A 23,468-nucleotide genomic window follows, 5' to 3' on the forward strand; every position below is an offset into this window, starting at 1 on the left:
AGAAATAGTGCATGAAGAAAATATTTTTACTATTCATCTCAACCGTTTTTATATTAGCAGCTTGTGGAAATGATGACGATAACAAACAAGATGATAAATCAGATAATGCATCTTCCACGAAATCTGAATCTAATTCAGCTAAACAAACGGTCACAGATAAGCAAGTTCAAGGTGACGATTATCGTACGATTTTGCCATTTAAAGAAAGCCAATCCCGCGGCTTACTACAAGAAAATATGGCCAATAGCTATAATGGTGATGATTTTGAAAGTGGGTTATTAGACTTAAGTAAACAAGTCTTTTCACCTAAAGATTATCTCTATCAAGATGGTCAGTATTTAGATAAAGATACGATCAATAGTTACCTCAATCCGAAATATACGAAGTCGGAAATAGATGATATGGATGACGATGAGAAAAAGGATAAAAATGCAGTAGAAAATCTAGGCCTTAACCCTTCTCATAAAGGGGAAACTGACCCAGAAAAAATTGCTGAAAACAGCCCCGCTTACTTATCTAATATCCTAGAGCAAGACTTTTATGATAAAGGAGATAAGAAAGGGAAAGACATCAGCGGTATGACCATCGGCTTAGCCATGAATAGCCAATATTACTATCAAAAAGAAAAAGATGGCGCTACCTTTAGCAAGTCACTAGACGATAGTGAGATTAAAAAGCAAGGGAAACAAATGGCTAACGATATACTGTCACGTTTACGTGAACATAAAGAATTGAAAAATATTCCAATACATTTTGCCATCTATAAACAATCGGGTGAAGATGACATTATGCCAGGTGAGTTCATGATGGGTACAACGGTGGATGAAGGTAAAACTCGTATCAATGATTGGAAAAACTTCAATCAAACGACAGCATTGTTGCCTTCAAGTGAAGCAGCTGACATTGATGAAGATTTAAATTCAAACTTCAAACAGTTTAACAATAATCTTCAGTCATACTTCAACAACTTTACACAAGCGGTTGGTACGGTGAAATTTAATAAAAATAGTCCGGAAACGCTATCTGTAGATATACCGATCGATTATTATGGTAAAGCTGAGACAGTAGCTATCACACAATATGTCACAGAACAAGCTGAGAAATATTTCAACCATATCGATGAATATGAAATTCATATCAAGGATGGTAACCAATCTCAAGCATTGATTAATAAAAGTAAAAATGATGATGAACCACAAGTTCATATTTATAGAAACATCAATTAATCATCAACAAATAAAAGCCAACAATCATGTTGCTAAAACAGGTTGTTGGCTTTTTTAGTTGGCTCCTTAAAAACAATGATGATATATCATCTTAGTATTCACCAGATTGCTAAACTGTTCTCACTTTCCTAGGCGCCGAGTCTCAACTCATTTTTATATTATCAATGAGGTGATAATATAAAAATAGATTTTCGACTTCAGCTACGTGCCTCAGGAGTCTCGAACGATGCTGTAATCCTACCATTTAAGATATTTATACTTCCTGAAGAAGCTATTTCCACATAGTGTTTTAAGAACTCATAAAATCTTAACACTATTTAAATCAATTAAGTTAAAGCATTCATATGAATTTCTTTATTCATCAAGTTGTTAATTTTAGTTATATGCAACTTACAATTTTATTCTCTGACGATGGATTTGACGCGTTGTAAATCATCTTCAACAAATTGACCTGGTTTTTGAGTTAATTTACTTACGACGTACGTTACAATCACACTAGAGAAGAATCCTGGTATCATTTCATATAAACCAAAGATTTCATTGACATCTGCCATCGGTTTAACGACGGTAATCCAGATGATGACGACGAGGGCACCGACGATCATACCGCTCATGGCCCCTGTACGTGTGAGACCTTTCCAGTAAAGTGAATAAATGACAAGTGGGCTAAACGCTGCACCAAATCCTGCCCATGCGTTTCCGACAAGATTAAGGATTGTATCGTTAGGTGACCAAGCAATTGAAATGGCAACAATCGCTACAGCTAATACAGATAAACGACCGACTAACACGAATTCTTTTTCATGTTCTTTCGCATGTTCAGCTCCACGAATTAATTTGTAAAAGTCTTCTGTGAGTGAACTTGAAGTTACGAGCAGTTGTGATGAAATCGTGCTCATAATGGCAGCTAAGATTGCAGCGAGTAAGAATCCACCTACTAATGGGTGGAACAGTACTTGACTCATCACAATAAAGAGTGTTTCTGGGTCTTCTAACTTAATATTACGGTCTGCCACAAATGCAATCCCTGTTAAACCGACACCGACAGCACCGGTTAAACCTACAATCATCCAACTAATGCCGACACGACGTGCTTTTGGTAACAGTTTGTGTGATTTAATCGACATGAAACGCACGATGATATGCGGTTGACCAAAGTACCCAAGGCCCCACGCAAATAGCGAAATAATACCGATGAAAGTCGTCCCTTTAAATAAATCTAGATTCGTCGGTTTCATTTCTGCGATTTGATTAAATGTATCCCATCCGTTCAGTTGCATCAACGCCACAGTTGGTACCATGACCATCGCAATTAACATGATGACCCCTTGGAAAAAGTCCGTTATCGAAACTGCCAGATACCCGCCGAAGAATGTGTAGAAAATAACGATGACTGCTACGACGATTAAACCATAATGATAGTTCAAACCAAATGCGCTTTCGAACAGTTTACCCCCTGAGACGAAACCGGAATGAGTATAAAGCGTGAAGAAAACGACAATGATTAAACCTGAAATAATTTTTAATAAATTGCTTTTATCATTGAGACGATTACTAAAGAAATCAGGTAATGTAATCGCATCGCCTGCGACTTCTGTGTACACACGTAAGCGTGGAGCGACAACGAAATAGTTAATGTAAGCGCCAAGTGACAATCCAATAGTGATCCATATCGCTGATAAACCCGTTGAATAGACTTCACCAGGTAAACCCATGATCATCCAACCACTCATATCAGAAGCCCCAGCTGATAGGGCAGTGATGTATGGTCCGATACTTCTGCCGCCTAACATGTATTCGCTGAGGTTACTCGTAGCTTGTTTGTAGCCATAGTAGCCAATAACGAGTAATATGATGAAGTATAGTGCAATCATAATATAGGTTTGCCAACCTGCATTGACTTGACTACTTAAAGCCGTTCCTAGATGTACCATGTATAACAACCCCTTTGTTTGAGTAAAAATGTTTTTATTGAATGATTATACACATAAATATTCATAATATGTAGCGTTTTCTTAAAATATTTTGGTATATAATGCTTTCAATACAATAATGATAACGGTTACATGGTAGAAAACGATATTTTGAATAAAATGATTGCATTATGCATAGAAAACTAACAACTATACTAATGTTTTTGAAAATAGCACAATCTTTGATAAATAAGTAACATATTTTGCATGCGAAAAGGGAACAGTAGGAGTAATCGTTTGCCCTCAGATGAAAAAGGTCTGATTCATTAGCCGACGATATGAAAATACTTAGATTTTTAACGGGAAGTTTGATACAATTTTGTAATGAATGAGTTAGAAGGAGGCTTTTAATTAATGACTAAAGTTACACGTGAAGAAGTATTGCATATTGCGGATTTAGCACGTTTACAAATTCCTGAAGAGGAAGTATCTAATATGCAAGAAACACTTGAAAGCATTTTAAATTTTGCGAATCAAATAGATACAGCCGATACAAGTAATGTGAAACCTACATATCACGTTTTAGATTTACAAAATGTATTGCGCGACGATGTTGCTGTAGAGGGTATTCCTCAAGAAGAAGCGTTAAAAAATGCAAAAGAAACTGAAGATGGTCAGTTTAAAGTACCGGCTGTCATGAATGAGGAGGACGCTTAAGATGACGATTCGTTATGAGTCTGTAGAAAATTTAATTAACTTAATTAAAAATAAAGAAATCAAACCATCACAAGTGGTCAATGATATTTATGATGCGATAGAAGAAACTGATCCTACGATCAAATCCTTCTTAGCTTTAGATAAAGAAAATGCACTCAAAAAAGCACAAGAATTAGATGAATTACAAGAAAAAGACCAAATGGAAGGTAAACTCTTTGGTATCCCAATGGGTATTAAAGATAACATCATTACTGAAGGTGTCGAAACAACTTGTGCAAGTAAAATGTTAGAAGGTTTCGTACCGATTTATGAATCTACTGTAATGAATAAATTGAAAGCTGAAAATGCGGTACTCATTGGTAAATTAAACATGGATGAGTTTGCGATGGGTGGTTCAACTGAAACATCATACTTTAAACAAACTGTGAACCCATTCGATCATCTCGCAGTGCCTGGTGGTTCTTCAGGTGGTTCTGCAGCAGCGGTTGCAGCAGGGCTTGTTCCATTTAGTTTAGGTTCAGATACAGGTGGTTCTATCCGTGAACCTGCAGCGTACTGTGGTATTGTCGGCTTAAAACCAACATACGGACGTGTTTCTCGTTTTGGTCTTGTTGCCTTTGCCTCTTCTCTAGATCAAATTGGACCATTGACTAGAAACGTTAAAGATAATGCGCTTGTATTAGAAGCGATTAGTGGCGTTGACGAAAATGATTCAACAAGTGCGCCAGTAGAAGAAGCGGACTTCACACAAGATATCGGTAAAGATATTAAAGGTATGAAAATTGCATTACCTAAAGAGTACTTAGGTGATGGGGTTGATGACGACGTTAAAGCATCTGTTAAAGAAGCTGTAGAAACGTTGAAATCTTTAGGTGCAACTGTAGAAGAAGTGTCACTACCTTACACACGTTATGGTATTCCTTCTTATTACGTCATCGCATCTTCTGAAGCATCAGCTAACCTTGCACGTTTTGATGGTATTCGCTACGGTTACCATTCACCAGAAGCAAAAACATTAGAAGAACTATATAAAATGTCAAGAAGTGAAGGCTTCGGTGCAGAGGTACAACGTCGTATCTATTTAGGTACATTTGCGTTAAGCTCTGGTTACTACGATGCTTTCTACAAAAAAGCACAAAAAGTTAGAACAATCATCAAAAATGAATTTGAAGGTGTCTTAGATAAATATGATGTGATTGTTGGTCCTACAACACCTACGACTGCATTCAACTTAGGTGATGAACTAGACGATCCATTAACAATGTACACAAACGACTTATTAACAACACCAGTGAACTTAGCAGGTTTACCAGGTATTTCAGTACCATGTGGTATTTCTAATGGCCGACCAATAGGGTTACAAATCATCGGTAAACCATTCGATGAAAAAACACTCTACCGTGTCGCATATCAATACGAAACAAAATACAATCTTCATGATGAGTATGAAAATTTATAAGGAGTTGGAAAAACAATGCATTTTGAAACAGTAATTGGACTCGAAGTCCACGTTGAGTTAAAAACCGACTCAAAAATGTTTTCTCCATCACCAGCACATTTCGGAGCAAAAGCAAATTCTAATACCAACGTGATTGATTTAGCTTATCCAGGTGTATTACCTGTTGTAAACAGACGTGCTGTTGATTGGGCAATGAGAGCAGCAATGGCTTTAAATATGGACATTGCGACTGAATCTAAGTTCGATCGTAAAAACTATTTCTATCCAGATAATCCGAAAGCATATCAAATTTCACAATTTGATGAGCCGATTGGTGAACATGGTCATATCGATATAGAAGTTGATGGTGAAACAAAACGTATTGGTATCACACGTCTTCACATGGAAGAAGACGCTGGTAAATCAACACATAAAGATGGCTATTCATTAGTAGATTTGAATAGACAAGGTACACCATTAATCGAAATCGTTTCTGAGCCAGATATCCGCTCACCTCAAGAAGCATATGCTTACTTAGAAAAATTACGTTCTATCGTACAATATACAGGCGTTTCTGACTGTAAAATGGAAGAAGGGTCACTTCGTTGTGATGCCAACATTTCATTACGCCCTGTAGGCCAAGAAGAATTTGGTGTTAAAACAGAGCTTAAAAACTTAAACTCTTTCAACTATGTACGTAAAGGTCTAGAGTACGAACAAAAACGCCAAGAAGAAGAATTATTAAACGGTGGAGAAATCTTACAAGAAACACGTCGTTTCGATGAATCTACTGGTAAAACTATTTTGATGCGTGTCAAAGAAGGTTCAGACGACTACCGTTACTTCCCAGAACCGGACTTAGTTCCATTATATGTAGATGACGAATGGAAAGAACGTGTACGTCAAACCATTCCTGAACTTCCAGACGAAAGAAAAGAAAAATATGTTAATGAATACGGTCTTCCAGCTTATGATGCTCACGTGCTTACTTTAACTAAAGAAATGTCCGATTTCTTTGAAGAAGCAGTTGCAAATGGCGCAGATGTAAAATTAACATCTAACTGGTTAATGGGCGGCGTGAACGAATACTTGAACAAAAACCAAGTTGAACTTCAAGATACAAAATTAACACCTGAAAACTTAGCAGGTATGATTAAATTACTTGAAGACGGTACAATGAGCAGTAAAATCGCTAAAAAAGTCTTCCCAGAGCTTGCTGAAAATGGCGGTGACGCAAAACAAATCATGGAAGACAAAGGTTTAGTTCAAATTTCAGACGAAGATACATTACTTCAATATGTCAATGAAGCACTTGATAATAATCCGCAATCTGTTGAAGACTATAAAAATGGTAAAGGCAGAGCGATGGGTTATCTCGTAGGTCAAATTATGAAAGCTTCAAAAGGACAAGCCAATCCGCAAATCGTTAACAAATTACTAAAACAACAATTAGATAATCGCTAATTAAAAATATCATAAATGATTACAGAGTAAACTTACTATAAAGCCATCCTATAAAGTTAGAACATGTTGATCATGTCTGCTGAACTTGACAAAATGCGCTATTGATTTCCAATTGACGTAGTAAAAAGCAGTGCAGACGTGTTCCAGCATCAGTCATTTTCACTTAGAGACTGATGTAAGAAACCATCAACATCTAACTTTTTGGATGGTTTTTTGGTTATAATCCTCACAAAATCATTCTGTTAAAATAGTGAAAAACGTTGCGTAAATATCGCAAAGATATCTGAGATTTTTTCACTACAAAAATCATGCTAAATACTTTTATAACGCGTTCAAATCAGCTACTATATGATATGAGTATATAAAATTGAGGGATAGCTAATGAGACAAAGAGTAAGAATAATTTACAACCCAACATCAGGTAAAGAGCTCTTTAAAAAAATGTTACCTGATGTCTTAATCAAATTGGATAAAGCTGGTTTTGAAGCCAGTGCGTATGCAACTGAAAAATCTGGTGATGCAACCGTTGAAGCAGAGCGTGCACTTAAAGAAAATTATGATATCTTAATCGCTGCAGGAGGCGACGGGACGCTAAATGAGGTCGTCAATGGGATTGCAGAAAGACCGAATCGCCCTAAACTCGGTGTGATTCCGATGGGCACGGTGAACGATTTCGGTAGAGCACTTCACTTACCAACCGATATTTTAAAAGCAATCGATACGATTATTGAAGGATATACTGCACGTGTCGATATCGGTAAAATGAACAGTCGATATTTCATTAATCTCGCAGCAGGTGGGAAGCTCACTGAAGTCTCTTACGAAACACCAAGCAAACTGAAATCGATTGTCGGCCCGTTTGCTTATTACATCAAAGGATTTGAAATGTTACCTCAAATGAACGCGATTGATTTACGCATCGAATATGATGAAGAAGTCTTTCAAGGAGAAGCCTTGCTATTCTTCCTAGGATTAACAAATTCAATGGCCGGTTTCGAAAAACTTGTGCCCGATGCGAAGTTAAACGATGGTTACTTTACGTTATTAATCGTAGAAAAAGCGAATTTAGCTGAATTAGGCCATATCATGACACTTGCTTCTAGAGGAGAACACGTTAAACACCCGAAAGTGGTTTATAAAAAAGCTAAATCTATCAACATCTCTTCATTTTCAGAATTACAACTGAATGTGGATGGTGAATATGGCGGCAAGTTACCAGCTAATTTCTTGAATTTAAAACAACACATTGAAATCTTCATTCCGAATGATACACATAATGAAGAACTCATTCATGACAATCAAGACGAGGAAGTCATTGAAGACGAAGAAGACAGTCAAGATGAGGAAGCGTAACATGGAATGATTGTCATCAACGTGTGTGCAAAATTTCAAACGATAGACTCAAAACATGATTACAAATCATCATCTTGAAGTGAAATTGGTCTATAGGTTACAATAAGATAACAGTATAACAGGTGAAACAGTTTAGACTATAAGGTTAGGTATTGCGAAGCGACAACGATTCCTAACCTTTTTTAATGTGGAGTGAAATGAAATGGCAGTCGTACAAAAAAATGAAGTGAGAGAAGGAGAGGTCATCGATCTCACACACGAAGGACATGGAGTAGTAAAGATCGATCGTTATCCTATTTTTATACCTCACGCATTAATCAATGAACAAATAGAATATAAGATTATTAAAGTGAAGAAAAATTTTGCGATTGGTAAGTTGTTAGAAATTCACGATGCGAGTGAAGATCGTGTCACACCTCCTTGTGTGTATTATCAAAAATGCGGTGGATGTCAACTGCAACATATGACTTATCGTGCACAATTAGACATGAAACGAGAACAAGTGGTCAACTTATTCCATAGAAAAGCGGGCTTCGATAGTACGACGATTCACGATACGATTGGTATGGAAACACCATGGCACTACAGAAACAAGTCTCAAATTCCTGTAGGTAAAAATAAAGCACAAGAAACGGTGATGGGCTTTTATCGACAACGCAGTCATGACATTATTGATATGGATGAATGTTTGATTCAAGATGATATTCATAACGAGGTCATGAATAAAGTGAGAGATTGGCTCAATGAACTGCAAGTCAGCATTTATAATGAACGTAAGAAAAAGGGAATCGTGCGTCATGTTGTGATTAGATCGGGTCATCATACAGGAGAACTGATGGTAATTTTCGTGACGAACGGCCGCAAACTAAAACAAAGTCAAACCTTAGTTGATCGCCTCGTTGCTACGTTTCCTAATATCACAAGCATTAAGCAGAATATTAATCAGACACACTCAAACGTCATTATGGGCGATGAATCCGTAACGTTGTATGGTAAAGATCAAATCGAAGATACTTTGTCCGACGTACGATTTAAAATTAGTGATCAGTCATTTTACCAAATTAATACTTCACAAACTGAAAAGCTATATCAAAAAGCCATTGATTATGCAGCGTTATCTGGAGAAGAAACCGTGCTGGATACATATTGCGGTATCGGTACGATAGGTTTATATATGGCACCTCAAGCGAAGCACGTGTACGGCGTAGAAGTGGTACCGGAAGCGATCACAGATGCAAAAGAAAATGCGACAATCAATGGATATCAAAATACGACTTTTGTATGTGGTAAAGCAGAAGAAGTTATATTAGACTGGCAATCAAACGGGATTAAACCCGATGTGGTCATGGTGGATCCACCACGTAAGGGCTGTGATGAAACTTTCTTAGATACATTATTAGCTTTAAAACCACAAAAAATTATCTATATCTCATGTAATCCTTCGACTCAGCAGCGCGATGCGTTACGTCTGTCCTCAAATTATGACTTAGTTCAGATTACACCTGTAGACATGTTCCCCCACACGACACATGTTGAAACGGTAGCACAATTCATACGCAAAGATGTTTAACAAACGTGATAATAATTAACGATGAAACTGAACCATCACACAATTCGGGATTATATGACATGGTGATGGTTCGAAGAATATACGATGCCATCTCTAGACATCATCATTAGGAGACAACATTATGTTTTTAGGAGAAATGTTATCAAATTATAAACAACAAAGACGGTTTATCTTAGCACAAATCGTCATTACGCTTGTGGCTGTATTGATTGGCTACAGAATTGCTTTCTTTTTTACACATATTATCGAACAAGGATTAGTGATGAACTTAATGTTAGGGGGCATTGGGTTTATTTTACTATGTGTGTTTCATTTCTTATTACTTTATCTCTTTTACCGCGTAGCAGCGCCCCAGAAAACGATTGGCTTACAATTACGCTTTGGTATGGTGAGAGCCCTTATGCCAGAAAATCAGTTTCATAAATGGGTCTACATTTTGATGACCATTGTCCCTTTATTCATCATCTTGATTTTATGGGGCGTTGTGTTTAGTTATTTTCCTTATTCATCATTGATATTGGTCATGAGTAGCTTTATCGGTTACAGTGCACTTGATTTTTGTCTTGTCCTGTCATCTATGAGTTCGCAAGTAAAGTATGTTGAAGAGATTCCTGGAGGCTTACGTTTTTATTCAAGTGCGAGACATTTCATGCGAAAATTATAGGGGTTAGAAAATGCAGACAGTGAGAAAAGGTCAGCGTTAAACCATTTAGACAAATGATTAGCAAATCTTTCTCATGCGTGGTACAACTACTGTGAAACCAGCGTGACACAACGTATGTGATGAGGAGGTGAGGAAATGGGAGAACGACGTATCATACACATTGATATGGATTATTTCTTTGCGCAAGTAGAAATGCGTGATAATCCGAAACTGAGAGGAAAACCTGTCATCGTGGGTGGTAAAGCGAGTGGTCGTGGTGTCGTATCTACAGCCTCTTATGAAGCACGTGACTATGGTGTACACTCAGCAATGCCTATGGCGCAAGCGCATAAACTCTGTCCAGATGGCTATTATGTCACTACGAATTTTGGTGCTTATAAAGAAGCGTCAAACAAAATTATGAGCATTTTCAGAAGTTATACAGAAATTGTAGAACCGTTGTCTTTAGATGAAGCTTATTTAGATGTGACAGAACTTGTTCGACCTGATCTTCCAGCCTCACAAATTGCGCAGTATATACGCAGAGATATTTACGAAGCCACACAACTGACCTCATCAGCCGGGGTTTCTTATAATAAGTTTTTAGCAAAATTAGCGAGTGGCATGAATAAACCGAATGCGCTCACAATCATTGATTATAACAATGTCCATGATATATTAATGAATTTAGATATCGGAGATTTTCCAGGTGTGGGTAAAGCATCGAAAGAGAAAATGCATGCGCATGGCATTTATACAGGGCAAGACCTCTATGATCAGAGTGAACGTGAACTGGTTTATTTGTTCGGTAAGAGAGGCCATGGCTTATATAATAAAGCACGGGGTATTGATCACAATGAGGTGAAGCCGACACGCATTCGTAAATCTGTCGGTACAGAACGTACATTTGCGACAGATATGAATGATGACGAAGCGATACTGCAGAAGATTTGGGAGCTCAGTCATAAGACAGCAGAGCGTTTAGCTAATATACAAAAATCAGGCAAAACAGTAACTGTGAAGCTAAAAACGCATCGTTATGAAACGATTTCTAAACAACGTAGTTTGAGAGATCCAGTGCGAGATGAAACGACGATTTACAATATTGCTTATGATTTGTATACCGATTTGAAAGAGCCGGATGTACCGATTCGACTCGTCGGAGTGACAGTGGGTAATTTAGAACAAGTGACGTACGAAAATATGACGATTTACGATTATTTGTGATTTAGAGTGGGTGCGTTTCACACTTTTTAGAAAATGAATTAATCTTTATCGGTTAATTGTTTACCGTATACGGATAGCATTTCATCTAAGCTATCGTAGTGTTTAAGTAATCTATACGTAATCATAGCACAGGCTTTAGCATCATTTAAGGCATCATGATGACCGTGAAAATCTAAATCATAATAGTCCATCATGTGATTTAACCCGTAGCGATGGTTATTGACAGTACGACGAGACAGTTGTAAAGAACAAAAATAAGTCATCGGTGGTGTTTCGAGACCGAGTGCTTGAATACTTGCATGAAGCACACTCATATCAAATGCAGCGTTGTGTGCGACGACAGGTAAATCATCGATAAAATCTAACATATAAGGCAACACATAATTGAAGTCTGGGGCATCTTCGACATCTTTTGGATGGATGCCATGGACTTCAATATTTTTTTGTGAAAAATAGTCATTCGGATTCACTAAGGTATAAAAAGATTCGGTGATTTGATGATCGACTACCTTCACCATACCAACGGAACAGATACTTGTCCGTTTACCATTTGCGGTTTCAAAGTCCAAAGCAACGAAAGCTTCTTCATTTGTCATTTATCGTCATTTCCTTTCTGATCTTAGAAGATTGATTATGCAATGACTTTAAATAAGATTTGAAGCTACGTCAAGTTTAAGCGACTTCATCGCAGATTGTTGAAGGATGAAAATAGTGGGGGGAGCACTGAGAGGAACTGGTGAAATGTCAACTAAGCTGAGTGATGGACGTGTGTACGATATTTAAATAATTAGACCTAAAAAAGAAGGAGAGACCTTGTGCCTCTCCTTCTTTTTGTTTATATATTTTTTAAAGTTCAATTAAATTAGTCTTCGAATTCGCGTGTTCCAAGATCTTTTTCATAAAGATAAAGTGTATTGCAATCGTCACCGATACGTCTTAAGTAATCAATATGAGTTTGGAACATAGATTCTTCTTCAACTTGTTCATCTAAGAACCAGTTTAAGAATGAGATTGTTTGATAATCTTTTTCTCTTGTTGCGATATCAGATAAATTGTAGAAACGACTTGTCACATCTTCTTCTTGTGCTAAACCGTCTTCAAATGTTTCTAAGATTGATTTAAATTCTGTTTTTGGTGCAGGAAGTGCTGTAAATTCAGGTTTAGAACCGCGGTCATCAATATAGTTATAGATTTTTTTACCGTGGAAACGTTCTTCTTTTGCTTGTTGGATATAGAAGTTTGCGAAACCTTTATAAGAGTGATAGTCGCAATAAGCAGCCATTGCCATATATGCTTGTGCTGCGTAGTATTCTTGGTTCATTTGTTCATTTAAAGCGTTTAATAATTCATTGTTTAACATTTTTATCCCTCCAATTTTGAAGCTACTTGTAGTATAGCATAGTTTATTCTCATTAGTAAATAATAATTATAATCTAAGGTTGAAAATGTCATTTTCTAATTGAGAATGTTTTAGCTTCAAGACCGAACATGCTATAATAATTGAGTGAATTAAATAGGAGGGTAACGAGTGAGACAATGGACTGCAACCCACCTAGCAAAATTGGCGCGTGTAGCAAGTAAAGCTGTAGGTAAAAAGGGTACAGATTTACCTGGTCAAGTTGCTAGAAGAGTGGATCAAAATATATTAAGAAATTTAGCGTCGACGGTAGATGATATCGTTTTTATTAGTGGTACAAATGGGAAAACCACAACATCAAATTTAATTGGGCATACATTAAAAGCAAATGACATACCAATTATCCATAATAATGAAGGAGCCAATATGGCAGCGGGCATTACTTCTGCGTTTATTTTGCAGAATCAGCCGGATACAAAGATCGCAGTCATAGAGATTGATGAAGGCTCTATACCACGTGTATTAAAAGAAATGACACCTTCAATGATGGTCTTTACCAATTTCTTCAGAGACCAAATGGACCGTTTTGGTGAAATTGATATCATGGTGAACAACATAGCTGAAGCGATTAAAGATAAAGGAATCAAACTCCTATTAAATGCTGATGATCCTTTCGTGAGTCGTTTGAAAATAGCAAGTGAAGACCGCGTTTACTATGGTATGAAAGCACGTGCGCATGAATTTGAACAGAGCACGATGAATGAAAGCCGTTACTGCCCAAATTGTGGCCGATTATTAGTATATGATTACGTACATTACAACCAACTCGGACACTATCACTGTCAATGTGGTTTTAAACGTGAACAGCCAACATATGAAGTGAATCGTTTCGACTTATCTCCATTCCTTCAATTGGACGTAGATGAAACCATATTTGATATGAAGATTGCGGGGGACTTTAATGCATATAATGCACTCGCGGCTTATACGGTGTTACGTGAATTAGGTCTAAACGATGCATCGATCCGTAAAGGCTTTGAAACATATACTGCAGATAACGGACGCATGCAGTATTTCAGTAATGGCACAAAAGAAGCGATGATCAATTTAGCTAAGAATCCTGCAGGTATGAATGCGAGCTTATCCGTCGGTGAGCAAATTGAAGGTAGTAAAGTCTACGTGATGAGTTTAAACGATAATGCAGCGGATGGCCGTGATACGTCATGGATTTATGACGCAGATTTTGAAAAGCTCTCTCGTCAAGATATTTCTGCGATTATCGTGACAGGCACACGTGCTGAAGAATTACAGTTGCGACTTAAACTCGCTGAGGTAGAAGTACCCATCATTGTAGAAAAAGATATTTATAAAGCAACGGCGAAAACGATGGATTACAGTAGTTATACTGTGGCAATCCCTAACTACACATCACTTTCACCGATGTTAGAACAATTGAACCGCTCTTTCGAGGAGGTTAAAGACGCATGAATGAATTAACTGTCTACCATTTTATGCCAGATAAATTAAACTTATATAGTGATATTGGTAACATCATGGCGTTAAAACAACGCGCGAAAAAACGTAACATTCAATTGAATGTGGTCGATGTGAACGAAACCAATGGGATTGATTTCGAAGGTTGCGATATTTTCTTCATCGGCGGCGGTAGTGATCGAGAACAAAGTCTTGCGACGAAAGAATTAGAGAAGATCAAAATTCCGTTGAAAGCAGCGATTGAAGATGGATTACCTGGATTAACTGTTTGTGGTGGTTATCAATTCTTAGGAACGAAATATATCACTCCAGATGGCACTGAATTAGAAGGGCTAGGTATTTTAGATTTTTATACAGAATCTCAAACAGACCGTTTAACAGGAGATATCGTGATTGAAAGTGATACTTTTGGTACAATCGTTGGTTTTGAAAATCACGGTGGCAGAACATATCATCAATTCGATACATTAGGTCATGTCACGCATGGTTACGGCAATAATGATCATGATGCGAAAGAGGGTATCCATTATAAAAATTTATTAGGTACGTATCTCCATGGTCCTATTTTACCGAAAAACCATGAATTAACGGATTATCTACTCAAAGCGGCTTGTGAAAGAAAAGGAATTCCATTTGAGCCTGTAGAACTCGATAATACAGAAGAAGAAGCGGCTAAAAAAGTGATCGTAGACCGCGTAAGTAAAGGATAAATGAGAAAGCCAGTTTTACCTCGTGTTGGGGTAAAGCTGGCTTTTTGTATGTGAAGTTATCTCAATTTGTGATTTAGGCATAACGAGAATCCAGGATACGATAAATCAACAGAATTTCATAAATGACGTGGCTCTTAAGTTGGTTGACATCAAATTCGTCTAAACCTTTAACTGAGCGTTTGAGTACAGAAGCGGCTTGTCGTTCACGCTCGAAGTGTCCGGTAGAAATAATTTCATTGATGCGATTAGATATTTTCAAAATCGCTACTTTTTCCTCAGAATTAAACTGAATTTGCGTATCTCTAGGCAAGTAAATAATATTAGACAAATGAGCGATGAGTAAACGATTCGTTTGTGCTCGCGTTGAAAGCTGGCGTAATTGAATCCATTCATTATCGCGTGATTTATGATAGTTCAATTCATCTTTTTGATAAGACAACAAGGTATCGACCTTATTATTTAATAATTGTAAGGATTCCAAGCGTTTGTTGGCTTTTTCTGAACGAAATTGACCAAAGATGAGCTGCTGCATGCGCATATTGTAGAGTTGATATAAATTTTCTTCAATTTGTTGCGTCAACTTGATGACCTGATCATAATATTTTGGTGGTAAGATGATAAAGTTTACCAAGCCAGCAGTCACTAGACCAATAATCGCAGTGAGTAATCGTGAAAAGAAATTAAACATATAGGCTTCGTGAATACCTGGAATCATAGCCATGGCAGTCAGTGTAGCAACGGTTGTACCGGATTGTAAGTTGAGTTTGGTACATAACAATATCGTAAAGGTAGCGCTAAAAGCATAAGAAAGCGGTGAATCGTCACCGAAAATATAAGTGAAGACCACTGCGAGTAGAGAACCGATGACCGTTGCAGGTAAACGTTGGTAGCCTTTTTTCAAAGATGCCTTAGCTGTCGGTTCAATCGTAACGATTGCTGTTAAAATCGCAAATATAGGATTTAAGTTGAGGGATAAACAAAAGAATGCGGTTAATAAGGTTGCTAATCCCGTTTTTAGCGTCCGTGCCCCTATAATGTGTTTGTACCATTTATTGTCCATGTTCATAGCTCCTGCGTGTGCTGTTCTAAGTTTAAAACTTGAGCTGCATACATCTCATTTTTCTTTAATAATAATCGTTCGTTTTGTTTATTTATTTTAGCACAAAATCATTTTATTTAAAGCGCTTGTTAAAAGGGTATAGATAAATTTAGCGTCCTAACATGGACCTTTACTATAAAAGGATGACGCAATTTTTGATATAATACGTAAGTGTATTACAAACTTATAAAGGAACGGGATAAAATGATTGTTAAAACAGAAGAAGAACTAGAAGCATTAAAAGAAATTGGATATATATGTGCACTCATTCGTGATGAAATGCGTAAAGCAACTGAACCAGGCATCACTACAAAAGAATTAGATGATATCGCAAAACGCATGTTTGAAGAACACGGTGCAACTTCAGCGCCAATCCACGATGAAAATTTCCCTGGACAAACTTGTATCAGTGTCAATGAAGAAGTGGCACACGGCATCCCAGGTAAACGTAAAATCCGTGAAGGTGACTTAGTGAACATCGATGTTTCAGCACTGAAAAATGGCTACTACGCAGACACAGGCGTCTCTTTCGTAGTTGGAGAAACTGACGAACCTATGAAACAAAAAGTATGCGATGTCGCTAACGAAGCGTTTGAAGCAGCAATGAAAAAAGTGAAAGCAGGTACGAAGTTAAGCCAAATTGGTAAAGCGGTACACGCGACTGCACGTCGTAATGATGTCAAAGTGATCAAAAACTTAACTGGTCATGGTGTAGGTAAATCATTACATGAAGCACCAAGTCATGTACTTAACTACTTTGATGCGAAAGACAAAACGTTACTTAAAGAGGGCACAGTCATTGCGGTCGAACCATTCATTTCTTCTAATGCAACATTTGTAACAGAAGGCAAAAACGAATGGGCTTTTGAAACACAAGATAAAAGCTATGTTGCTCAAATCGAACACACAGTGATTGTAACGAAAGATGGCCCAGTGCTCACAACTAAAATTGACTCATAATATGAGATCAATCAACACAGGTGAATAACAAACGACTTAAGTAAAAGATTCATTTCATGTAGCTAAGTCTAAAGTAGGAAACTAAAATCGTTCCGGAGCCTATTCTGTTGGCTTCGGAACCATTTTATAATGGAACCATTCAACAATGAGGTGGTTTTATGAACGTTTTAGCGAAATACTTAAATAAAATGACTGAAAATATATTAAATATGAGCATTAAAGATTATCGTCAATACTTAGATATCAAATTAAGTAGTATTGAAAAATACATAAACTATTTGAATTTAAAGAAACAGCACGTTAACGAGATGATTGACAGGCTCACGATTACATTAGAAAATAAATATGTTGAATTCATTGAAACGATGAAGATTAATTTTGCGCAAGAAGTAGAAAATATTGAAATCAATAATATTAAACAGAAGCTCAATCAAATGGAAGCAGATGTTGCACGTATTGATGCAACGATATCACAACAAACGAAAGAGAAAGCGACTGCCGAAACTGAGTGTGATTTAATTGAACAAATCTATTTAGTCGCTTAATAGAAAGGTGGCGAACAATGACTCACAAATATATATCAACAGAAATGTTGATTATTTTTACTGCGCTCATGATTATTGCCAATTTTTATTACATCTTTTTTGAGAAAATTGGCTTTTTACTCGTCTTATTATTAGGGTGCATTCTTACCTATATCGGATACTTATATTTTCATAAGATCAGAGGGTTATTAGCGTTTTGGATTGGTATGTTACTGATTGCCTTTACCTTGCTGTCGAATAAGTATACGATTATTATCTTATTTTTATTCTTACTCGTAGTGATTGTGAGATATTTATTTTATAAATTTAAGCCACTTAAAGTCAACGCGACTGAAGAACCTGTGACGTCACCTCAATTCATCAAGCAGAAGTGGTTAGGTGAGCAACGCACGCCAGTCTATGTATATAAATGGGAAGATGTACAGATTCAACACGCAATAGGTGAAGTACACCTCGATATGACTAAAGCTGCGAATATTAAAGAAAATAATACGATAGTGGTCCGTCATCTCATCGGAAAGGTACAAATTTTTGTGCCGTTTAATTATAACGTGAACTTACATTTTGCAGCATTGTTTGGCAAAGTTTTCATTAATGATAAGACATATCGTGTGGAAAATAATCACATACAAGTGCTTGAAGAAACAAAAAAAGATAATTACGCTGTTAATATTTACGTCTCAACATTAATTGGTGATGTTGAGGTGGTCTATAGATGAACCACTATATTAGAACCATTGGCTCAATGTTGATACTCGTTTATAGTGTGTTGATCACGTTTTTGTTCATTGATCGTTTCTTCGTTAATATTATTTATTTTCAAGGCATGTTTTACACACAAATTTTAGGGATACCTGTCATTTTATTTCTCAATTTGATTATCATTTTGTTATGTATTATCGTCGGGTCTATCTTGGCTTATAAAATTAACGAACAAAATCATTGGTTACAAACACAAATTGAACATGCAATCGAAGGCGAAACGGTTGGAATTAATGATCAAAACATCGAACTTTATAATGAAACCATCGCTTTGTACCAAACGTTGGTACCACTTAACCAAGAATTGCATCGTCTCCGCATGAAAACGCAAAATATGACCAATGAATCGTACAACATGAATGATGTTAAAGTGAAAAAAATCATTGAAGATGAACGTCAGCGTTTAGCAAGAGAGCTACATGATTCAGTGAGTCAACAACTCTTTGCGGCGAGTATGATGCTCTCAGCGATTAAAGAAACGAAACTTGAACCTCCATTGGACCAACAAATTCCAACGTTAGAAAAAATGGTTCAAGATTCACAACTAGAAATGCGTGCGCTATTATTACACTTGAGACCACTTGGATTGAAAGACAAATCTCTCGGCGAAGGGATTAAAGATTTGGTTACAGATTTACAGCGTAAAGTGCCGATGAAAGTCGCGCATGAAATTGAAGATTTTGAAGTACCAAAAGGAATAGAAGACCACTTATTCCGAATTACACAAGAAGCGATTTCGAATACGTTACGCCATTCAGAGGGTACGAAGGTGACGGTAGAGTTATTTAATAAAGTTGACTACTTATTATTACGTATCCAAGATGATGGGAAAGGCTTTAATGTAGATGAAAAAGTAAAACAAAGTTACGGCCTTAAAAATATGAGAGAACGTGCGTTAGAAATTGGTGCGACATTTCATATCGTGTCATTACCTGACTCAGGTACAAGAATTGAAGTAAAAGCGCCATTGAATAAGGAGGATGAGACGGATGCCAATTAAAGTATTGTTTGTGGACGATCACGAGATGGTTAGGATCGGTATATCGAGCTATTTATCTACGCAAACAGATATTGAAGTTGTGGGTGAGGGCGAATCAGGCAAGGATGCGATTGCTAAAGCACATGAACTCAATCCCGACTTAATATTAATGGATCTTGTGATGGAAGATATGGATGGGGTAGAAGCGACAACACAAATTAAAAAAGACTTTCCGCATATTAAAGTCGTGATGCTGACAAGCTATATTGAAGACAATGAAGTTTATCGTGCGTTAGATGCAGGCGTAGATAGCTATATTTTAAAAACGACGAGTGCGAGCGGTATTGCTGACGCAATCCGTAAAACCCATCAAGGTGAAGCGGTATTTGAACCCGAAGTGTTAGTGAAAATGCGTAACCGTATGAAACAACGTGCGGAATTATATGAAATGTTGACCGAACGTGAAATGGAAATACTATTATTAATCGCAAAAGGTTATTCTAACCAAGAAATTGCAAGTGCTTCCCATATTACGATTAAGACGGTTAAAACCCATGTAAGTAATATATTAAGTAAGCTTGAGGTTCAAGACCGGACGCAAGCCGTCATCTACGCATTCCAACACAATTTAATTAATTAAATAACGATAATATGAAATAGAGTAGGTGCAACATCTGATGCCATTGATGAGATGTTAAAACCTACTCCTTTTTTATTGCGTTAATTTTGTGATGTTGTATTTTTGTATCCATCATGTACGAGTTCGAGTTCTCCTGTGCGTGGATCAATAATGAGTCCGTGAACGGGTACCGATTTATCAAATAATGGGTGATTGATGACTTTATTGACATTGTCTTTGACATTTTCATAAACATCGGTGAAACCTTGTAAAAATTTGCGAATATCTAATCCAGAGTTCGCTAGGATCGATAACGTGCGATCATCGATTCCTCTTTGTGACATACGTTCTAACACTTCACCGACGTTAAGTTGACCCATGCCGCAATCGCGATGTCCCATAATAATGATCTCTTCTGCGCCTAGTGCATAAATCGCGATAAGTAAACTGCGCATTGTTGATCCATAAGGGTGGGTGATCGTCGCACCTGCATTTTTAACGATTTTTAAATCACCATTATTAAAGCCGAGTGCCTTTGTCGCAAGTTCTTGTAAACGCGTATCCATGCATGTGAAAAGAACTGCTTTTTTATCTGGGCGTTTACTTGTCTCATATTGTTCGTACATATGGTCGTTTACAAACGTACGATTAAAATCTAGGATATTTTCTAATAATGACATCTGTTTCACTCCTATATTGATTCATATAAAAAGGAGCAAGACAATGAAATCTTTGTATACAATTAGATTTCTGTCTTACTCCTCATGAAAGTGACATCTTTCAGCGTGACGTCAATTAATTTTGATGTTGTTGATCCGATGAAGCGTCAGACGATGGCTTGTTCGGTTGTGCTTTAGATGAAGTATCACCGTTAGTGTCATCGGCATTTTCCTTTTGATCTTCTTGCTCAGCGTTTGCTTCTTCTTGCTCTAATTCATGGAATTCTTGTTCCTCAGGTGTACGGCCTCTGACAATTTTACGTTGGTGTAAAATAGCGTTGATTTCTGCCCCGATGATGAGGATGAAACCAGTGATGTAAAGCCATAACATAAGGATGATGATACCAGCAAGGCTACCGTATGTTTTATTGTAGTTTGCAAAGTTAGAAATGTAGAAACTAAATAAGAATGCACCGACTAAGAATAAGACGGTTGAAAAAGCTGCCCCTGGTAATACAGACATAATTTTAATTTTTACATTAGGTGCTAACGTATATAGCACAATGAATGATACGAATACGATAAGGAACGGCAAGATTACTCTGACAAGGTTGAATAACCATTTCACTTCGTCACCTAAGCCGAGTGGGCCAAAGATAAAGTCACCAATTACACCGCCAAATGTAGGTAAGATCAATGCAATCGGTAAAACGATAACCATTGCAAGTGTGAAGAGCACACTAGACAATTTAGAAACGACAAAGTTACGTTTATCCTCAACATCATATGCGACGCTAAAGGCATTCATAATCGCTGTCATCCCATTTGATGCGGACCATAATGCCACAATTAAACCGATTGATAATGTACCACCACTGGAGGCGTTAAAGATTTCTTCAATGACGCCTTGGACTTGTTCACTGTACTCTTGAGGTACGTACTCGATGATCATATCACTAATATCGTGTGGATCTGCCCCTAACATTGGCACGATAGATAGTAAGAAGATCAGCATTGGGAAGAGTGACAGCATGAAGTAGTATGACAGTTGTGCTGCCATCCCTGAAGCGTCATCTTTACTGATACGGTAAATTAAGTAAGAAAAGAAGTTTGGATTTTTCGTATATTTCGCAGGTTTATTAATACGAGATACGAAAAATGCCTGATCATCCTTTTTCGGTTCCTTGGATTGGAACTTGGTAGGTTGAATGTATGTACGATCTTTTTCAATATGTTTATCTGTGTTGTTGTTTTCTTGTTTATCCTTCATTTCATTAAGAAAATTAGAATTTGAATGCTTGTTTTTCGACATCATAAAACTCCTTACATACCGATAAAATGTTAGTACATTTTTTAATATACTGTAAAATCTAACCGAGGTAAACACGTTACGGTAAACTCGTAACATACTTATGGTCTTATACCGCTTTTTACGTAAAATAAAACAATCTAACAGCCCTTTATGCATAGAAAGTGACTGAAAAGAAGATGAAACGTAACAGAGTAGGGAGTCGTTAAACGATGCAATATCATGAAAACCGTGTAAAAAGTACGCGCTTTAGGCATAAAAAAAGCCGCTTGAAGCAAGTCTCATTTCAAGCGGTTTTTAAATAAGTTTGTGTCCCTTTATCTCGGATTAATGATTCAAACGATTGTTTTTACGATCGATGAATGTTGCTTTAGCATCTTTTAAAGATTGTTCTAATTGTGGGTTATTGCGTCTAATTTCTTCGATCGCATCTTTCCAGTATAGGACTTCGTCTTTAATATCATTAAATTTAGAAGGTTTATTAGAACGGTTACCTTCTTTAATATCTGTAAAGGCTTGTTTTAAAGATTGGCGTGTAGATTTGTCAGCTAATGTGATTAAGCCACCAACTGCAGCACCAAGTAAAATACCAGGAACTAATTTGTTTTGCATGTTGATTACCCCTCTCTTAAATTTGCATCTTTGACGATGTAGTCAATTAAATTATCACATGATGATTGTACCATTTTATAAACACCTTCAAAATTATTTGTATAGTAAGGGTCTGGCACATCACTTTCTTCCATGTTACTAAATTCTAGCAATTTAAACAATTGTCCTTGAATATTAGGATTAATACGACGGATATTGTCTACGTTGCTTTGATCCATGGCAATGATGTAATCAAAGTCATCATCTGGTTTGAATAATTCGCTAATCATACCATCAAATGGAATGTCATGTTGCTTTAAAATCTCTTGTGTCCCTTCGTGAGGTGTTTCGCCTAAGTTCCATTTGCCAGTTCCACGTGATTCGACAACGACATCTTGAATGTTGCGATCTTTCAAGCGTTGTCTCATGATTGCTTCAGCCATTGGAGATCGACAAATATTACCTAGACAGACAAAAGCGACTGTTACCATTTTTTAACCTCCCCAATTTCCTTATTATGACTATTTTATATGTTTTTTCATCATTTCTAAAGGATAAATTCAACAAAAGTTTTATAATAGGGTAATGTTTGATAGAATAAACTGACAAAGGAGTGAAACGAATGGCATTAACGAATAAAGAGATGATAACGGAAATCAGATCTCAATTGAATGTAGTCAATCAAGGTTTGATTGATCCAGATAAATTTACACAAGCAAACCAGGAAGATATCGAGACGATCCATCAATTTGTTATGTCAAAGCAGTCTTTTACGCCGAGTGAAGTCACAGCCATTGCCAATGAGCTAGGACAATTAAGAGATTAAGGGGTGT

At 36.9% G+C, this 23,468-nt stretch carries 24 protein-coding genes; 16 read left to right on the forward strand and 8 right to left on the reverse strand.

From position 1 onward, the window contains the following. Positions 1-11 precede the first annotated feature (11 nt). The gene (locus APS80_RS08160) at positions 12-1,226 is read left to right on the forward strand and encodes a CamS family sex pheromone protein (RefSeq protein WP_059107782.1); all 1,215 of its coding nucleotides are present in this window, start codon (positions 12-14) and stop codon (positions 1,224-1,226) included. Between the two features lie 398 nt (positions 1,227-1,624). Here the strand turns inward: APS80_RS08160 and putP are convergent, their stop codons facing one another. Continuing rightward, on the reverse strand, positions 1,625-3,160 hold the full coding sequence (putP, locus tag APS80_RS08165) for a sodium/proline symporter PutP (RefSeq protein WP_059107783.1): 1,536 nt from the start codon (positions 3,158-3,160) through the stop codon (positions 1,625-1,627). A 393-nt stretch (positions 3,161-3,553) separates the two neighbouring features. On the opposite strand from putP, the gene gatC reads away from it, so the two are divergent. The 7 genes from gatC to dinB all read left to right on the forward strand — a co-directional run bounded on the left by gatC (position 3,554) and on the right by dinB (position 11,551). Further along, positions 3,554-3,856 carry an Asp-tRNA(Asn)/Glu-tRNA(Gln) amidotransferase subunit GatC gene (gatC, locus tag APS80_RS08170; protein ID WP_059107784.1) on the forward strand — a complete coding sequence of 101 codons (303 nt, stop codon included), beginning with the start codon at positions 3,554-3,556 and terminating at the stop codon, positions 3,854-3,856. Between the two features lies 1 nt (position 3,857). Next, positions 3,858-5,315, forward strand: coding sequence for an Asp-tRNA(Asn)/Glu-tRNA(Gln) amidotransferase subunit GatA (gene gatA, locus APS80_RS08175; protein WP_059107785.1), 1,458 nt, complete (start codon positions 3,858-3,860; stop codon positions 5,313-5,315). A 15-nt stretch (positions 5,316-5,330) separates the two neighbouring features. Next, on the forward strand, positions 5,331-6,758 hold the full coding sequence (gene gatB / locus APS80_RS08180; protein ID WP_059107786.1) for an Asp-tRNA(Asn)/Glu-tRNA(Gln) amidotransferase subunit GatB: 1,428 nt from the start codon (positions 5,331-5,333) through the stop codon (positions 6,756-6,758). Positions 6,759-7,139: 381 nt separating this feature from the next. Then, the gene (locus APS80_RS08185; RefSeq protein WP_059107787.1) at positions 7,140-8,111 is read left to right on the forward strand and encodes a diacylglycerol kinase; all 972 of its coding nucleotides are present in this window, start codon (positions 7,140-7,142) and stop codon (positions 8,109-8,111) included. Between the two features lie 202 nt (positions 8,112-8,313). Continuing rightward, positions 8,314-9,681 carry a 23S rRNA (uracil(1939)-C(5))-methyltransferase RlmD gene (gene rlmD, locus APS80_RS08190; protein ID WP_059107788.1) on the forward strand — a complete coding sequence of 456 codons (1,368 nt, stop codon included), beginning with the start codon at positions 8,314-8,316 and terminating at the stop codon, positions 9,679-9,681. Between the two features lie 121 nt (positions 9,682-9,802). After that, entirely contained in the window at positions 9,803-10,345 is a 543-nt protein-coding gene (locus APS80_RS08195; protein ID WP_059107789.1) for a metalloprotease family protein, read from the forward strand. Between the two features lie 135 nt (positions 10,346-10,480). Further along, the gene (gene dinB / locus APS80_RS08200) at positions 10,481-11,551 is read left to right on the forward strand and encodes a DNA polymerase IV (RefSeq protein WP_059107790.1); all 1,071 of its coding nucleotides are present in this window, start codon (positions 10,481-10,483) and stop codon (positions 11,549-11,551) included. Positions 11,552-11,589: 38 nt separating this feature from the next. Here dinB and APS80_RS08205 read toward each other — a convergent pair whose 3' ends face one another. Further along, the gene (locus tag APS80_RS08205) at positions 11,590-12,147 is read right to left on the reverse strand and encodes a 3'-5' exonuclease (protein ID WP_059107791.1); all 558 of its coding nucleotides are present in this window, start codon (positions 12,145-12,147) and stop codon (positions 11,590-11,592) included. A gap of 266 nt (positions 12,148-12,413) precedes the next feature. Beyond that, a complete protein-coding gene (locus APS80_RS08210) occupies positions 12,414-12,911 on the reverse strand; it encodes a ferritin (RefSeq protein ID WP_059107792.1) in 498 nt (165 codons plus the stop codon). A 168-nt stretch (positions 12,912-13,079) separates the two neighbouring features. Here APS80_RS08210 and murT point away from each other — a divergent pair, with 168 nt between their 5' ends. Together murT and gatD are read left to right on the forward strand one after the other, a co-directional pair. Beyond that, positions 13,080-14,396: a lipid II isoglutaminyl synthase subunit MurT gene (gene murT, locus APS80_RS08215; protein ID WP_059107793.1), complete on the forward strand. Its 1,317-nt coding sequence runs from the start codon at positions 13,080-13,082 to the stop codon at positions 14,394-14,396. Beyond that, positions 14,393-15,112, forward strand: coding sequence for a lipid II isoglutaminyl synthase subunit GatD (gatD, locus tag APS80_RS08220; RefSeq protein ID WP_059107794.1), 720 nt, complete (start codon positions 14,393-14,395; stop codon positions 15,110-15,112). Before murT ends, gatD begins: the two co-directional genes overlap by 4 nt. 73 nt (positions 15,113-15,185) lie before the next feature. Here gatD and APS80_RS08225 read toward each other — a convergent pair whose 3' ends face one another. Continuing rightward, the gene (locus APS80_RS08225) at positions 15,186-16,172 is read right to left on the reverse strand and encodes an FUSC family protein (protein ID WP_059107795.1); all 987 of its coding nucleotides are present in this window, start codon (positions 16,170-16,172) and stop codon (positions 15,186-15,188) included. A 243-nt stretch (positions 16,173-16,415) separates the two neighbouring features. Between APS80_RS08225 and map the strand changes: the two genes are divergently transcribed. The 5 genes from map to vraR all read left to right on the forward strand — a co-directional run bounded on the left by map (position 16,416) and on the right by vraR (position 20,097). Then, on the forward strand, positions 16,416-17,171 hold the full coding sequence (gene map, locus APS80_RS08230; protein WP_059107796.1) for a type I methionyl aminopeptidase: 756 nt from the start codon (positions 16,416-16,418) through the stop codon (positions 17,169-17,171). 158 nt (positions 17,172-17,329) lie between these two features. Further along, entirely contained in the window at positions 17,330-17,716 is a 387-nt protein-coding gene (locus tag APS80_RS08235; RefSeq protein WP_059107797.1) for a hypothetical protein, read from the forward strand. Between the two features lie 17 nt (positions 17,717-17,733). Next, on the forward strand, positions 17,734-18,435 hold the full coding sequence (gene vraT / locus APS80_RS08240) for a cell wall-active antibiotics response protein VraT (RefSeq protein WP_059107798.1): 702 nt from the start codon (positions 17,734-17,736) through the stop codon (positions 18,433-18,435). After that, positions 18,432-19,478: a sensor histidine kinase VraS gene (gene vraS / locus APS80_RS08245; protein WP_059107799.1), complete on the forward strand. Its 1,047-nt coding sequence runs from the start codon at positions 18,432-18,434 to the stop codon at positions 19,476-19,478. Before vraT ends, vraS begins: the two co-directional genes overlap by 4 nt. Beyond that, positions 19,468-20,097 carry a response regulator transcription factor VraR gene (gene vraR / locus APS80_RS08250; RefSeq protein WP_059107800.1) on the forward strand — a complete coding sequence of 210 codons (630 nt, stop codon included), beginning with the start codon at positions 19,468-19,470 and terminating at the stop codon, positions 20,095-20,097. The genes vraS and vraR overlap by 11 nt, the downstream gene beginning before the upstream one ends. A gap of 80 nt (positions 20,098-20,177) precedes the next feature. On the opposite strand, the gene APS80_RS08255 is transcribed toward vraR, so the two are convergent. The 4 genes from APS80_RS08255 to APS80_RS08270 all read right to left on the reverse strand — a co-directional run bounded on the left by APS80_RS08255 (position 20,178) and on the right by APS80_RS08270 (position 23,126). Continuing rightward, on the reverse strand, positions 20,178-20,756 hold the full coding sequence (locus tag APS80_RS08255; protein ID WP_059107801.1) for a beta-class carbonic anhydrase: 579 nt from the start codon (positions 20,754-20,756) through the stop codon (positions 20,178-20,180). 115 nt (positions 20,757-20,871) lie between these two features. Continuing rightward, entirely contained in the window at positions 20,872-22,047 is a 1,176-nt protein-coding gene (locus APS80_RS08260; protein ID WP_059107802.1) for a YihY/virulence factor BrkB family protein, read from the reverse strand. A 324-nt stretch (positions 22,048-22,371) separates the two neighbouring features. After that, positions 22,372-22,656, reverse strand: coding sequence for a YtxH domain-containing protein (locus APS80_RS08265; protein ID WP_059107803.1), 285 nt, complete (start codon positions 22,654-22,656; stop codon positions 22,372-22,374). A 5-nt stretch (positions 22,657-22,661) separates the two neighbouring features. Beyond that, complete coding sequence (locus APS80_RS08270; protein ID WP_059107804.1) at positions 22,662-23,126, reverse strand: low molecular weight protein-tyrosine-phosphatase; 465 nt, start codon at positions 23,124-23,126, stop codon at positions 22,662-22,664. Between the two features lie 131 nt (positions 23,127-23,257). On the opposite strand from APS80_RS08270, the gene APS80_RS08275 reads away from it, so the two are divergent. After that, positions 23,258-23,461, forward strand: coding sequence for a DUF1128 domain-containing protein (locus tag APS80_RS08275; protein ID WP_059107805.1), 204 nt, complete (start codon positions 23,258-23,260; stop codon positions 23,459-23,461). The last annotated feature ends 7 nt before the right edge of the window (positions 23,462-23,468 follow it).

It is taken from the genome of Staphylococcus auricularis, assembly GCF_001500315.1.
GTDB classification, from domain to species: Bacteria; Bacillota; Bacilli; order Staphylococcales; family Staphylococcaceae; genus Staphylococcus; species Staphylococcus auricularis.